Below are 16004 nucleotides of genomic sequence, written 5' to 3'. Positions count from 1 at the left end.
GGTGATGAAATGGAATATGTAGTAAGACTTTTGCATCAGGAGCAATACCGGGAAAACGTAAAGAAAATTGCCCGTCTGGAAGCGGACAGAATCTATTGCAGACATAATATGGAACATTTTATGGATGTGGCACGGCTGGCACAGATTCGCAATTTAAAGGAGCAGCTTGGTTTGGATGAAGAGATGATATATCTTTATGCCCTGCTTCATGATATCGGTCGTATGAAAGAATATGAACAGGGAATCTCTCATGCAGCGGCATCTGCCGAATTTGCAGGAGAGATTTTTGCGACTATAGGCTATCCGAAGGAAAAAGGAGCTATCATCTGCCAGGCAATTCTGGCTCACCGCAGGGAGACCTGCAGTGAGCTGCACGGGGAGAAATTATGGCAGACAGCATTTACACAGCTTATGAAATGGGCGGATAAGGCATCCCGTATGTGCTTTGCCTGTGAAGCAGCAGACAGCTGCAAGTGGAGTGAAGAAGAGAAAAATAAACCGGAGACCTGGTTTTAAGCTGCCAGGCATCCGCAAGAAGCTGTTGGTAGCAGGTTCTACAGACAGCATAAAAGGAGAAGAAAAATGAGAATAGGCAATCGGACATTTGACACAGCAAATCATACTTATGTAATGGGAATCTTAAATGTAACACCGGATTCTTTTTCGGATGGGGGAAGTTATAACCAGTTAGACCTTGCATTAAAGCATGTAGAAGAAATGATGGAACAGGGGGCAGATATCATCGATGTGGGTGGAGAATCCACAAGACCGGGTTATACAAAGATTTCTGATGAAGAAGAAATTGAGCGTACTGTTCCGGTGGTAGAAGCAATTGTAAGCCGTTTTGATGTGCCGGTTTCCGTAGATACCTATAAAAGTAAGGTGGCAGAGGCTAACCTTGCGGCAGGAGCACATCTTTTAAATGACATCTGGGGACTGAAAGCAGATGATAAAATGGCTGGCGTGATTGCAAAATATGATGCCGCATGCTGTCTGATGCACAACCGCAACGAAGCAGTTTATAAGAACTTTATGGAAGATATGAAAAATGATTTACGGGAAACATTACGTCTTGCAAAGGAAGCGGGGATTCGTGAAGATGGTATTATGACAGACCCGGGTGTAGGATTTGGCAAGACTTATGAGAATAATTTAGAAGCTATCCGATGCGTGGGAGAACTGAATGAACTGGGCTATCCGGTGCTGCTTGGCACATCCCGGAAGTCGGTAATCGGTCTGACGCTGGATGTTCCGGCAAAGGAACGTGATACAGCCACAGCAGTAACCAGTGCTTATGCCGTATGGGCACATTGCGGATTTGTCCGCGTACACAATGTGCGTGCCAATGCCGAGGCAATTAAGATGGCAGAAGCAATCAGGGATGGAGGATTACATGGATAAGATTATCATAGAAAATCTTGAGCTATTTGCAAATCATGGAGTGTTCCCGGAGGAGACAAAGCTTGGACAGAAGTTTCTAATCAATATGGAACTTTATTTACCAACCAGAAAAGCAGGATATTCGGATGATTTGACAGAATCGGTAAATTATGGAGAAGTCAGCCATTTTGTAACAGAATTTCTGACGACACATACCTATAAGCTGATTGAAGCTGCAGCAGAGCAGACAGCACGGGCAGTGCTATTGCATTTTCCATTGATTCAGAAATTAAAATTTTCCATACATAAACCATGGGCACCGGTGGGACTGCCTTTATCAGATGTGGCAGTGGAAATAGAACGGGGCTGGCATAAGGTATATCTTGCCTTTGGTTCCAATATGGGCGACCGGAGAAAATATATTGAAGATGCCGTTGAAGAACTGCGGAACTTAGAAGACTGCAAAGTAGGAAAGGTATCTGATATCCTCGAGACAGAACCATACGGCGGCGTGGCGGAGGGCGCATTTTTTAATGGATGTCTGGAACTTCATACCCTGTATACACCGGAAGAATTATTGGAGAAGCTTCATGCCATAGAAGCTCATGGCAACCGGGAGCGTAAGATGCGCTGGGGCTCAAGAACGATAGACCTTGATATTTTATTTTATGATGATGAAGTGATATCTACCCCGGAACTTACGATTCCGCATATTGATATGGCAAACCGCCTGTTTGTGTTAGAACCACTGTGTGAAATCGCACCATATCTCTGGCATCCGGTGTTAAAAAAGACGGTGCTTCAGATGAAACAGGAACTGAAGGGCAGAAAAGACATTGTTTTATTTGATTTAGATGGAACCATTACCAACTCCAAGGAAGGAATAACAAAGTGTGCCCAGTATGCCCTAAAGGCATATGGTATTGATGAACCGGATGCAGATAAGCTTGAATTCTTTATCGGACCGCCACTTAAAAATACTTTTATGGAACATTATGGCATGGATGAAGAGACCGCAGTAGCGGCAGTAGCCAAGTACCGGGAACGTTATCATCCAACCGGTATCTTTGAATGCAGCCTTTTTGATGGCGTTGAGGATGCTTTGAAATCTCTCAAGCGAAAAGGCTATCGTATCGGACTGGCATCCAGCAAGCCGGAAGAATCCTGCCGGCGTATTTTGGAGCATTTCCACATCCTCTCCTATTTTGATGAAGTGGTGGGAGCCACAATGGATGGCAGAATAGACAGCAAATATGAGGTGCTGCAGGAAACGATAAAGCGGATGCATATTTATGATACCACCGAAGCAGTATTGATTGGAGATACCAGATTTGATGTGTCAGGAGCCAAAGAAGCACATATAGACTGCATCGGTATCACTTATGGATTCGGAACGAAAGAAGAGTTGCAGGAGGCTGGTGCAAAGGCAATCTGTGACAGTATCGAGGAGGCGGCAGAATATATTGAAAGATTATAAGCTACTTCGCATCTGGGAAGTGATTTATCCCATCGGTATTTATTTTGTAGTAACAAATGTTGTGATGTTTGTGTTAAATCTCATGCATACAATGACCAATGAGAATTATATGATTTATCAGATTATTGCAACGGTGATAGCATTTCCCTTTATCTATGCTTTCTATCGGAAAGAGGATGGCGGGAAAATGGCAAATCTGCCACGAACCATTTTATTTGCAGCAGCTGCAGGCTTATTTGGCGTAGTGTTAAATAATCTTATCGGATATACCGGCTTAAAAGAAACATCGCAGAGCTATCAGGAAGTAAGTGCTGCTTTTTACGGCAGTACTCTGGCATTAGAAATCCTTGGAACCTGTATCATAATTCCGTTCTTAGAGGAACTTCTTTACCGTGGCATCGTTTACCAGCGTTTGAAAGCGTTTTTGGGAGTGAAGACGGCAATTGTATTATCGGCAGTAATATTTGGAGCCATGCATTTTAATCTGGTGCAGTTCCTTTATGCCACAGCGGTAGGACTCTTGCTGGCAGTCATCATGGAACAGGAAGGGCTTGGCGCAGCCATGGCAGCCCATATGGTAACGAATCTGGTATCGGTACTTCGAAGCGAGACAAAGCTGTTTCATTTCATGGATGCATCCATGACGGGAAGCGTCATATGCACCGTGGTGGAGAGCGTGCTGATAGTGGTGTTGCTTGTGCTGGCTTTCCGTGGTGGAAAAGAGAAGTAAAGAGCAGATACACTCAAAACCTTCCTAAGAAATTCCAGAATAACAGAGAAACAATTCAGACACAATTTAAAATATCAGGCAAATTCAAAAGGCTTATGAAAAAATATTTTCAACAAAAAACACGTTGAATTGTTTTGATAAGCCTTTTTTATATGCAAAAAAATAATAAATATAAATACAATAAAAGAATATAAAATGAATTATCTAATAATCAGACAATAGCAAGAAAAAAACTATTGCAAAGTATATTGCGGCGGGTGTAAACTTATTTCAGAAAACGAAGCACTTTAAAGCAGCAGAGTGCAGGTAACAAAGTAAGACAGAAAATAAAGAGAAAGCAGAAAGGGAACGATTATGACAGAACAGTGGAATGAAAGTACAGCAGTAGCACAGGGTATGTATAATCCGAATTTTGAACATGATAACTGCGGTATCGGAGCTGTGGTAAACATCAAAGGTATCAAATCCCATGCTACAGTAGAGAATGCTTTAAAAATCGTAGAGAACTTAAAGCACAGAGCTGGTAAAGATGCAGAAGGAAAAACCGGTGACGGTGTTGGTATTCTGCTTCAGGTATCACACAAATTTTTCTCTAAAGTAGCAAAGGAATCAGATATTGAACTTGGTGGAGAAAGAGATTACGGTGTCGGAATGTTTTTCTTCCCACAGGATGAGCTGAAACGGAATCAGGCAAAGAAAATGTTTGAGGTTATCGTGGAAAAGGAAGGAATGAAATTCTTAGGATGGAGAAAAGTTCCGACTGACCCGGATAAACTGGGACAGAAAGCAGTAGACTGTATGCCATATATCATGCAGGGATTTGTAAAACGTCCAGCTGAAGTAGCCAGGGGACTTGATTTTGACCGCCGGCTGTATGTGGCAAGACGGGTATTCGAGCAGTCCAATGATGACACTTATGTAGTATCCCTTTCCAGCCGAACCATCGTATATAAGGGAATGTTTTTAGTAGACCAGCTGCGTCAGTTCTTTGCAGACCTTCAGGATAAAGATTATGAATCTGCAATTGCAACCGTACACTCCAGATTCTCAACCAACACCAATCCAAGTTGGGAGAGAGCACATCCGAACCGTTTCATCGTACATAACGGAGAGATTAATACCATCAAAGGTAATGCAGATAAGATGCTTGCCCGTGAAGAGACCATGGAGTCCGAAGAACTGAAAGGGGAACTGCAGAAAGTTCTTCCGGTTATTAATTCCGAAGGTTCTGACTCAGCAATGTTAGATAATACCTTAGAGTTCTTAGTAATGAGTGGAATGGATTTACCACTGGCAGTTATGATTATGATTCCGGAGCCATGGGCAAATAACAATACCATGTCCCAGAAGAAGAAAGACTTCTATCAGTACTATGCAACCATGATGGAGCCGTGGGATGGACCAGCCTCCATTCTTTTCTCAGATGGAGATGTCATGGGAGCTGTTCTTGACCGTAATGGATTAAGACCTTCCAGATATTATATTACCGATGATGACCAGCTGATTCTTTCTTCCGAGGTCGGAGTACTTGATATTGATCCGACCAAGATTGTTGTAAAAGAAAGACTTCGCCCGGGTAAAATGCTCTTAGTAGATACCATCCAGGGAAGAGTCATCAATGATGATGAATTAAAAGAGTATTACGCAAGCAAACAGCCTTATGGTGAATGGCTTGACCGTAACCTGATTAAACTGGAGGATTTAAAGATTCCAAATCAGCGTGTTCCGGAATATACCAAAGAAGAGCGTCAGAGAATGCAGAAAGCATTCGGTTATACTTACGAATCACTGCGTGAAGCAATCCTTCCGATGGCATTAAACGGAGGAGAAGGAACTTCTGCAATGGGTATTGATACTCCGCTGGCAGCACTGGCAGGAGACCATCAGCCACTGTTTAATTATTTCAAACAGTTATTTGCACAGGTAACAAACCCGCCAATTGATTCCATTCGTGAGAAAGTGGTTACATCCACTACCGTATATATCGGAGAAGATGGTAACCTGCTGGAAGAAAAGGCGATTAACTGTCAGGTATTAAAGGTAGATAACCCGATTCTTACCAACACAGATTTGATGAAAATTAAAAATATGAAAGTAGAAGGATTCAAGGTTGTGGTTCTTCCTACTACATATTATAAGAATACAAGCCTGGAAAAAGCATTGGATCATCTGTTTGTAGAAGCAGACCGTGCATACCGTGACGGTGCAAATATCCTGATTCTTTCCGACCGTGGCATTGATGAGAACCATGTGGCAATCCCATCCCTTCTGGCAGTATCCGGTTTGCAGCAGCATCTGGTAAAGACCAAGAAGAGAACTGCAGTTGCCATGATTCTGGAATCCGGTGAACCAAGAGAAGTACATCATTTTGCAACATTGCTTGGTTATGGTGCCTGTGCAATCAACCCATATCTGGCACAGGATACCGTAAAGCAGTTAGTAGACGAGCATATGTTAGACAAGGATTACTATGCAGCAATCCATGATTACAATCAGGCAATTATCAGTGGTATCGTAAAAATTGCTTCCAAAATGGGTATTTCAACCATTCAGTCTTATCAGGGTTCTAAGATTTTTGAGGCAATTGGTATTGACTCCGCAGTAATTGATAAATATTTCACAAATACCGTAAGCCGTATCGGTGGAATTACACTGGAAGACATTGCAAAAGATGTAGATACTCTGCATTCTGCAGCCTATGATCCATTGGGATTAGAGACAGACCTTACTTTAGACAGCAAGGGACGTCACAAGATGAGAAGTGGCGCAGATGTTCACCTTTATAATCCGGCAACCATCCACCTTTTACAGGAATCAACCAAACGTGGAGATTACAACCTGTTCAAACAGTACACAGACCTTGTGAACAGTGAAGAACGTGATGCCAATATTCGTGGACTGATGGATTTCAATTTCCCGAAAAAAGGTGTTCCGATTGAAGAAGTAGAAAGCGTAGATTCTATTGTAACAAGATTTAAAACAGGTGCGATGTCCTATGGTTCTATTTCCAAGGAAGCCCATGAAACACTGGCAATTGCCATGAACCATTTACATGGTAAATCCAATACCGGTGAGGGTGGAGAAGATCCGGACCGTATCGCAAGTAAACATACAAGCTTAGACAGATGTTCTGCAATCAAGCAGGTAGCGTCCGGCCGGTTTGGTGTAACCAGCCGTTACTTAGTCAGTGCAGAAGAGATTCAGATTAAGATGGCACAGGGTGCAAAACCTGGTGAAGGTGGACACCTTCCGGGCAAGAAAGTATATCCTTGGATTGCAAAGACAAGACTTTCCACACCGGGTGTATCCTTGATTTCGCCGCCACCTCATCATGATATCTACTCCATCGAGGATTTGGAGCAGTTGATTTATGATTTGAAGAATGCCAACCGTGATGCAAGAATTTCCGTAAAACTGGTATCAGAAGCAGGTGTGGGTACAGTCGCAGCCGGTGTTGCCAAAGCAGGAGCGCAGGTAGTATTGATTTCCGGATATGACGGTGGTACCGGTGCAGCACCAAGCAGTTCTATCCATAATGCAGGACTTCCTTGGGAACTTGGACTTGCAGAGACACACCAGACTCTGATTATGAACGGACTTCGTAATAAGGTAAGAATCGAGACAGATGGTAAGCTGATGAGCGGCCGTGATGTAGCAATTGCTGCATTGCTTGGAGCAGAAGAGTACGGATTTGCAACTGCACCGCTGGTAACCATGGGATGCGTGATGATGCGTGTATGTAATCTGGATACCTGCCCTGCCGGAATCGCAACACAGAATCCGGAGCTTCGGAAACGTTTCGCGGGAAAACCGGAATATGTAGAAAACTTCATGCGGTTTATTGCAGAAGAATTAAGAGAAATCATGGCGAAGTTAGGCTGCCGTACCATTGATGAAATGGTAGGAAGAAGTGACCTTCTCCGGGTAAGAGAGGATTTGACAGACCGGGAAAAAGAAATCGACCTTTCCAAGATTTTGAATAACCCGTTTGCAGGACCAAAGGAGAAAGTTACATTTGATCCAAAACATGTATACGATTTCGAACTGGAGAAGACCAAGGACGAAACTGTACTGTTAAAACAGCTTTCTTCTGCACTGGATAAGAAACAGAAGAGAAGCATTGATGTAGAAGTAAGCAATACAGACCGTTCCTTTGGTACCATCTTTGGTTCCGAGATTACAAAGAAATATGACGATACTTTAGAGGAAGATACCTTTATCGTAAAATGTACCGGTGCCGGCGGACAGAGCTTTGGCGCATTCATTCCAAAGGGACTTACCTTAGAGCTGGTAGGAGATTCCAACGATTACTTCGGAAAAGGACTTTCCGGTGGAAAACTGGTTGTATATGCTCCGGCAGGTGTGAAATATAAGAAAGATGAAAATATCATCATCGGTAACGTAGCACTTTACGGTGCAACCAGTGGTAAAGCATTTATCAGTGGTGTGGCAGGAGAACGTTTCTGCGTACGAAATTCCGGAGCATCTGCAGTAGTAGAAGGTGTCGGTGACCATGGCTGTGAATACATGACCGGTGGACGTGTTGTTATCCTTGGTAAGACTGGCAAAAACTTTGCAGCCGGAATGAGCGGCGGTATCGCTTATGTATTAGATGAGGACAACGACCTTTATACCAGACTGAATAAAGAAATGGTATTCTCAGAAGAAGTTGGAAACAAATATGATGTTATGGAATTAAAAGATATGATTAAAGAACACGTAGCTTTGACCAATTCTGAAAAGGGAAAAGAAATCTTAGATAACTTCAGTGAGTATCTGCCGAAGTTCAAGAAAGTAATTCCATACGATTATAACCGTATGTTAATGGCAATTGTTCAGATGGAAGAAAAAGGATTGTCTTCCGAACAGGCACAGATTGAAGCATTTTATGCGAATACAAGAAATTAAGGAGGGGACGCAAAATGGGAAAACCAACAGGATTTATGGAATATGACAGAGAGAATGCAGCAGCGGTTGCACCAAAGGAGCGTATCAAGAACTTTAACGAGTTCCATACCCCTCTCTCAAAAGAGAAACAAAGAGTACAGGCAGCACGTTGTATGAACTGCGGCGTGCCGTTCTGCCAGGCTGGTATGAATATCATGGGAATGACCAGCGGATGTCCGCTGCATAATCTGGTACCGGAGTGGAATGACCTTTTGTATACCAACAACTGGGAGCAGGCATATAACCGTCTGACCAAGACCAACAACTTCCCGGAATTTACCTCAAGAGTATGTCCGGCACTTTGTGAAGCAGCCTGTACCTGTGGACACTGGGAAGACCCGGTAACCTGTAAGGCAAATGAGCATGGAATCATTGAAAATGCCTATGAAAAAGGATATGCTGCAGCAAAACCTCCAAGAGTCCGTACCGGAAAGAAGGTTGCAATCATCGGTTCCGGTCCTGCCGGACTTGCAGCAGCAGACCAGTTGAATAAAAGAGGACATTCCGTTACCGTATTTGAAAGAGATGACCGTGTCGGTGGACTTTTGATGTATGGAATCCCGAATATGAAGCTGGAAAAATGGGTTATTGACCGTAAGATTAATATAATGAAAGAAGAGGGTGTCGAGTTTATTACCAATACCAATGTTGGAAAAGACATCAAGCCGGCAAAACTCTTAAAAGAATATGACCGTGTCATCTTAGCCTGTGGAGCAAAGAATCCAAGAGACATCAAAGCTCCGGGCAGAGATGCAGAAGGCATTTACTTTGCAGTAGATTTCTTAAAGGCAACTACCAAGAGCCTTTTAGATTCCGAGCTTAAAGATAACAAATATATTTCTGCCAAGGGAAAGAAAGTAGTTATCATCGGTGGTGGAGATACCGGAAATGACTGTGTCGGAACTTCTATCCGTCACGGCGCAGCCAGTGTCATCCAGCTTGAAATGATGCCAAAAGCACCGGATGAGCGTGCAGAGAACAACCCATGGCCGGAGTGGCCAAGAGTCTGCAAGACAGACTACGGTCAGGAAGAAGCAATTGCCATGTTCGGTTCCGACCCTCGTATTTACCAGACAACCGTAAAAGAGTTCTTAAAAGACAAGAATGGTAAGCTCTGCGGATTAAAAACCGTAAAATTAGAGGGCAAAAAGGATGAAAAGACCGGACGGATGCAGATGGTGGAAGTACCAGGCTCTGAAAGCAAGTTAGATTGTGATCTGGTTCTGATTGCAGCAGGCTTCCTTGGAACAGAAGATTACATTGCCAAAGCGTTCGGCGTAGACTTAAATGCCAGAACCAATGTGGCAACAGAAGCCGGTCATTACAAGACCAACGTGGAAAATGTCTTTACAGCAGGAGATATGCATCGTGGACAGTCCTTGGTTGTATGGGCAATCCGTGAAGGAAGAGAAGCAGCCCGTGAAGTAGACGAAAGTCTGATGGGATATTCTTATCTTTCCATACAGTAATGAAAATTACAATATAATGATAGAAGAAAGTCGTCTGACTATGGTGACGCCGGAAGGTGAGCTGTGGCAGGCGGCTTTTTCGTGGTTGACACATTCTGCTTTTGGGGCATAAAATAACCCTTGTGACAAAAAGAGCGAGAAGAAAACAGCGAAAGGACATAAAGAGAATGAGCAGGAAAGCAGTATTTTTTGATATTGATGGAACATTGTGGGACGAGCATTTTGTGATACCGGAGAGCACAAAGGAAGCAATCCGGATGCTGCGGGAAAATGGACATCTGGCATTTCTCTGCAGCGGAAGAACCAGAGCATTTATTCAGGATGAAAGATTGCTGGCACTGGGATTCGACGGAATTGTGGCAGGCTGCGGTACCTGGATAGAGATGGATGGAAAAACACTTTTTTATAAAAAATTAGAACAGGAATTGATAGAGGATACCATACATATATTAAAAGAGTATGGAATTCCTACGGTATATGAGGGAAGCCAGAATTTGTATATGGATCTGGAAGAATTTGAAGAAGACCCTTATGGCTTGAGACTAAAAGAGACATTGGGAGAGGATTTGCTGCCGGTAATGGGAAATGAAGCAATTATGGAAATCAGTAAGTTTTCCTGCTCCACACCGGATGATGCTTATCTTAAGGTACTTTCCCATCTGGAAGAGAATTTCACACCGCTGGTGCATGATGCGGCATGCGCAGAGTTTGTTCCAAAAGGATTTTCCAAAGCGTCCGGCATCGAAAAAACCTGTGAGCTTCTTGGTATTGAGAAAGAAGATACCTATGCATTTGGAGACAGTATCAATGATGTGGAAATGTTAAAGCATGTGCAGCATGGAATTGCCATGGGAAATGGTACCAAAGCAGCAAAAGAAGCAGCGGATTATATCACAGCACCATTGCACGAAGACGGCATTTATAAGGGATTGGAGCATTTTGGACTGATTTCATAAACAAATCTAAAAAAAGTATTAAATCGTTACAAATTACAGAAAGTGAGAAAACGAGAGAAAAAACGAGATATTAAGAGTAAATATAAGGAAACAAGAGAAAAATAAAAAATGGTCAGGCTTGCGAAAAAGAGACGCAGAAACTATTATATGACTATCAGTTAGCACTCGGCTTGAATGAGTGCTAATAAAAAAGAAAGAAAACAAAGAGACCGAATCAAGGAGGCAATGAATCATGAAATTAGTACCATTATCAGACAGAGTTGTATTAAAACAGTTAAAAGCAGAGGAAAAAACCAAATCCGGAATTATCTTAGCAAGTGCTGCACAGGAGAAACCACAGGAAGCAGAAGTAATCGCAGTTGGTCCTGGCGGAGTGGTAGATGGCAAAGAAGTTACCATGCAGGTAAAAGAAGGACAGAAGGTTATTTATTCTAAATATGCCGGAACAGAAGTAAAACTGGATGGCGAAGAATATATCATCGTAAAGCAGAATGATATTCTTGCAGTAGTAGAATAATCGAATTGATAATTGGTAAATAAAACAAATAATAAAATAGGAAAATAGAAGAAAGAGGTAAGAAAGATTATGGCAAAGGAAATCAAATATGGAACAGAAGCCAGAACAGCATTAGAGGCTGGAGTTGATAAACTGGCAAATACAGTCAGAGTAACAATCGGACCAAAAGGAAGAAACGTTGTACTGGATAAATCATATGGCGCTCCATTAATCACAAATGATGGTGTTACCATTGCAAAAGAAATCGAATTGGAAGATGCATTCGAAAATATGGGCGCACAGCTTGTAAAAGAAGTAGCAACCAAGACCAATGACGTTGCTGGTGATGGTACTACAACAGCAACCGTTCTTGCACAGGCAATGATTCAGGAAGGAATGAAGAACTTAGAGGCTGGTGCAAACCCGATCGTTTTAAGACGTGGTATGAAGAAAGCAACTGAAAAAGCAGTTGAAACAATCGCAGCAATGTCTTCTAAAGTAACCGGAAAAGACCAGATTGCAAAAGTTGCATCTATTTCCGCAGGTGATGAAAGCGTTGGCAACATGGTAGCAGATGCAATGGAAAAAGTTTCCAATGATGGTGTTATTACCATTGAAGAGAGCAAGACCATGCAGACAGAGCTTGACCTGGTAGAAGGTATGCAGTTTGACCGTGGATACATTTCCGCATATATGTGCACAGATATGGATAAGATGGAAGCAGTTTTAGATGAGCCGTACATCTTAATTACCGATAAGAAAATCAGCAACATTCAGGAAATCCTTCCACTGTTAGAACAGATTGTTCAGTCCGGTTCCAGACTTCTTATCATTGCTGAAGATATCGAGGGTGAAGCTTTAACTACATTGATTGTAAATAAACTGCGTGGAACATTTAACGTTGTAGCAGTAAAAGCTCCAGGATATGGCGACAGAAGAAAAGAAATGTTAAAAGATATCGCTATCCTTACCGGTGGTCAGGTAATTTCAGAAGAAGTTGGTCTGGAATTAAAAGATGCTACTATGGCACAGCTTGGCCGTGCAAAATCTGTTAAGGTTAAGAAAGAGAACACCGTTATCGTTGATGGTGAAGGAAATAAAGAAGAAATCCAGGCAAGAATCGGCCAGATTCGTGCACAGCTTGAAGAGACAACATCTGAATTTGATAAAGAAAAATTACAGGAAAGACTTGCAAAACTGGCAGGCGGCGTAGCAGTTATCCGTGTTGGTGCTGCAACAGAGACAGAAATGAAAGAAGCAAAACTTCGTATGGAAGATGCTTTGAATGCAACAAGAGCAGCAGTCGAAGAAGGAATCATCGCAGGTGGCGGTTCTGCATACATCCATGCATCCAAAGAGGTTGCAAAGCTTGCTGAGACATTGGAAGGTGATGAGAAGACCGGTGCAAAGGTTATCTTAAAAGCATTGGAGTCTCCATTGTATTACATTTCCGCAAATGCAGGTCTTGAAGGTGCAGTTATTATTAATAAAGTAAAAGAGTCCGCTCCTGGTATCGGATTTAATGCAGCAACAGAAGAATATGTAGATATGGTAGAAGCTGGTATCCTTGACCCGGTTAAGGTTACAAGAAGTGCTTTGCAGAATGCAACATCTGTAGCATCTACATTACTTACAACGGAATCTGTTGTAGCAAATATCAAAGAAGATGCTCCTGCAATGCCGGCAGGAAACCCAGGTATGGGAATGATGTAATAAGAAAATAAAATATATTACTGAAAAGTAAGGATAGAGAGCTCCTGGCTGCGGATAATGCAGTCAGGAGTTTTGCTATGCAGTTTTTTTCCTGATGTTAGTTTTTGGGGGGCAGTTGTTTTGATTTGCAAAATATGTTACAATTATTTCATTGTGTAACATGAAGTCTGAATAGCAAGGAGGAAGAAAAATGGGAAAGGTAGTTATTCTTACAGACAGTTCCAGTGGAATTCGTCAGGCAGAAGCGCAGCAGTTAGGGATTAGCGTATTACCAATGCCTTTTTTTATAAATGGTGAAACACTGTTTGAGGATATCAATCTGACACAGGATACATTTTATGAGCATCTAACAGATGGAGCTGAGATTTCAACATCCATGCCGGCAGTAGGAGACCTTACAGACCGTTGGGATGAGCTTTTAAAAGAATATGATGAAATAGTATACATTCCTTTATCCAGTGGATTGAGCAGTTCCTGTGAGACAGCAACAGCATTATCTTCAGATGAAGAGTATGAGGGCAAGGTTTTTGTAGTAAACAATCAGAGAATTTCTGTAACACAGAAACAGTCCGTATTTGATGCAATCAGGCTGTCAGAGAGTGGCAAGAGCGGAAAAGAGATTAAAGATATTTTAGAGGATGCAAAATTCCAGTCCAGCATTTATATCATGGTAGATACCCTTTACTATCTGAAAAAAGGTGGAAGAATTACACCGGCAGCAGCAGCACTGGGAACATTGTTGAAATTAAAACCGGTATTACAGATTCAGGGTGAAAAGCTGGATGCTTTTGCAAAAGCCAGAACGGTAAAGCAGGCAAAAAGCATTATGATAAAAGCAGTAAAAGATGACTATGCATCCCGCTTTAAGGAGTGTCAGGATGAGATGCAGCTTTGTATTGCATACACTGGAGATATAAGTGCAGCGATGGAATTCCGCAAAGAAGTGGAAGCAGAATTTGGGATTACAGACATTATGATGGATCCGCTTTCTTTAAATGTATCCTGCCATATCGGACCGGGAGCATTAGCACTTGCCTGTGCAAGAAAATTATAAGATTTAAAGTGTAAATTCTCGGTAAAATTGATTGACCAACCACAAAATATTGTGTAGAATTGAAATAGTTTAACTTGTTAATGCATAAAAGCAAGTAACATATCATGGTAAAACCAAGGAGGAAAATGAAAATGGCATTTTGTGGAAATTGTGGCACACAAGTGGGTGATGATGCAGATTTTTGCCCGAATTGTGGCCAGAAATTAAAAGGGGAGATGGAACAGCCGGCAGAGCAGGAAACACCGGTACAGGAACAGCCGGCAGAGCAGGAAACACCGGTACAGGAACAGCCGGCAGAACAGAAAACACCGGCACAGGAGCAGCCACAGCAGGGACAGTTCCAGAGTCAGCCGCAGCAGGGACAGTTCCAGAGTCAGCCGCAGCAGGGACAGTTCCAGAGTCAGCCGCAGCAGGGACAGTTTCAGGGAAGACCACAGCAGGGACAGTTCCAGGGACAGCCGCAGCAGGGACAGTTTCAGGGAAGACCACAGCAGGGACAGTTCCAGGGAAGACCACAGCAGGGACAGTTCCAGGGACAGCCGCAGCAGGGACAGTTCCAGGGACAGCCACAGCAGGCACGCCCGCCTAAGAAACCATTTAAGATGACGAAACAGTTATGGGCATTGCTTATTGCAGTCATTGCAGTTGTAGTAGTTGCAATTGTTGCACTTGTGGTAGTGAAGAATCAGAAAAAGAAAGTAAATATCAACGATTATATTTCTGTAGAGTATAACGGCTATGAAACAGCAGGAACAGCATATGTTGATTTTGACGAGACCGGATTCAGTGAAGCTGTTATCAAGGCACAGGGAAAGAAACTTAAAAATGTAAAATCTCTTGATGACCTTGACTGGAGTGACCTCACAGATTTGATGGGAAGTAGTAACTGGGATTTGATTGACAGTATTACTTTTGATGTGAAACCGGATTCAGACCTGTCAAATGGTGATGTGGTAACCGTTACTGCTTCATGGAATGAAGATTATGAGAAAAAAGCAGGAGTTAAAATTCTTTCCAAAGAACAGGAATTTACAGTAGAAGGACTGGAAGAAGTAAAAGAAGTTGATCCGTTTGAAGATATCGAGGTAACCTTCTCAGGAACACCACCTTATGTATATCCAGACTGGACCAATAATTCAGATGATGATTACTTACGTTATCTGTGGTTCAACTTTGAAGATTATGACAGTCTTGATGTCGGAGATACTGTAACTTTAACAGTTGATGAATCAGAAGAGAATGCATTGGCAAATGGTTACAAATTCACACAGACATCAAAAGAATATATTGTATCCGGAGTAGATTCTTATGTAACATCTGCTGCAGATATTTCAGCAGACAATCTGGATTCCATGAAAAATGAAGCAACAGATGCGTTAGATGCATATTTTGCAAATAACAATTCCTATATTGGAAATTCTGGATTCAGTTATGAAGGTTCTTATTATCTGGTTGCAAAAAACAGTGATACATGGGGTGATACGAACGTCCTTTATCTGGTATTTTCAACAACTGTAACCAGTGCAGAAAGTGCATTTGAGCCAACTGTTGTATACTTCCCGGTAAAATATACAAATATTATGGCATTATCTGATGGAAGCCAGAGTTTCAATACATACGGTGATATCGAAGGATATACTGAATTAGAGTATGATGATGGATGGTATAATGTTGAGGGTTATACAGATGGGGCACAGATGTTTAATGATCTGGTTGTAACACAGAAAGTTGATTATACTTACGAAGTAACTGACAATTTAACTCAGTTTGGAAACTAAAGGA

At 42.2% G+C, this 16004-nt stretch carries 11 protein-coding genes; all 11 read left to right on the top strand.

Annotation, left to right across the window (positions count from 1 at the left end; genetic code table 11):
* The first annotated feature begins 9 nt into the window (after positions 1-9).
* The 11 genes from DXB43_RS02725 (at position 10) to DXB43_RS02675 (ending at position 16000) form a co-directional block, all read left to right on the top strand.
* The gene (locus DXB43_RS02725) at positions 10-516 is read left to right on the top strand and encodes an HD domain-containing protein (protein ID WP_117698166.1); all 507 of its coding nucleotides are present in this window, start codon (positions 10-12) and stop codon (positions 514-516) included.
* A 66-nt stretch (positions 517-582) separates the two neighbouring features.
* Positions 583-1401: a dihydropteroate synthase gene (gene folP / locus DXB43_RS02720; protein WP_117946642.1), complete on the top strand. Its 819-nt coding sequence runs from the start codon at positions 583-585 to the stop codon at positions 1399-1401.
* Complete coding sequence (gene folK, locus DXB43_RS15685) at positions 1394-2857, top strand: 2-amino-4-hydroxy-6-hydroxymethyldihydropteridine diphosphokinase (protein WP_330417852.1); 1464 nt, start codon at positions 1394-1396, stop codon at positions 2855-2857. Before folP ends, folK begins: the two co-directional genes overlap by 8 nt.
* A complete protein-coding gene (locus tag DXB43_RS02710; protein WP_158567185.1) occupies positions 2844-3587 on the top strand; it encodes a CPBP family intramembrane glutamic endopeptidase in 744 nt (247 codons plus the stop codon). Before folK ends, DXB43_RS02710 begins: the two co-directional genes overlap by 14 nt.
* A gap of 354 nt (positions 3588-3941) precedes the next feature.
* Positions 3942-8495 carry a glutamate synthase large subunit gene (gene gltB, locus DXB43_RS02705; RefSeq protein ID WP_117946636.1) on the top strand — a complete coding sequence of 1518 codons (4554 nt, stop codon included), beginning with the start codon at positions 3942-3944 and terminating at the stop codon, positions 8493-8495.
* 14 nt (positions 8496-8509) lie between these two features.
* Positions 8510-10003 (top strand): glutamate synthase subunit beta, encoded by a 1494-nt coding sequence (locus DXB43_RS02700; protein WP_117946634.1) that lies wholly within the window; start codon positions 8510-8512, stop codon positions 10001-10003.
* A 167-nt stretch (positions 10004-10170) separates the two neighbouring features.
* Complete coding sequence (locus DXB43_RS02695) at positions 10171-10959, top strand: Cof-type HAD-IIB family hydrolase (protein ID WP_117946632.1); 789 nt, start codon at positions 10171-10173, stop codon at positions 10957-10959.
* A gap of 232 nt (positions 10960-11191) precedes the next feature.
* On the top strand, positions 11192-11476 hold the full coding sequence (groES, locus tag DXB43_RS02690; protein ID WP_022242508.1) for a co-chaperone GroES: 285 nt from the start codon (positions 11192-11194) through the stop codon (positions 11474-11476).
* Between the two features lie 69 nt (positions 11477-11545).
* The gene (gene groL, locus DXB43_RS02685; RefSeq protein WP_117946628.1) at positions 11546-13168 is read left to right on the top strand and encodes a chaperonin GroEL; all 1623 of its coding nucleotides are present in this window, start codon (positions 11546-11548) and stop codon (positions 13166-13168) included.
* A 190-nt stretch (positions 13169-13358) separates the two neighbouring features.
* The gene (locus tag DXB43_RS02680) at positions 13359-14222 is read left to right on the top strand and encodes a DegV family protein (protein ID WP_117946626.1); all 864 of its coding nucleotides are present in this window, start codon (positions 13359-13361) and stop codon (positions 14220-14222) included.
* A 131-nt stretch (positions 14223-14353) separates the two neighbouring features.
* The gene (locus DXB43_RS02675) at positions 14354-16000 is read left to right on the top strand and encodes a zinc ribbon domain-containing protein (protein ID WP_158567184.1); all 1647 of its coding nucleotides are present in this window, start codon (positions 14354-14356) and stop codon (positions 15998-16000) included.
* Positions 16001-16004: the final 4 nt, after the last annotated feature.

Source organism: Roseburia sp. OM04-10BH, assembly GCF_003462605.1.
Taxonomy (GTDB): Bacteria; Bacillota; Clostridia; order Lachnospirales; family Lachnospiraceae; genus Roseburia_C; species Roseburia_C amylophila.
The sequence above is the reverse complement of the archived record's forward strand: the minus strand, read 5'-3'. Positions and strand labels throughout refer to the sequence as shown.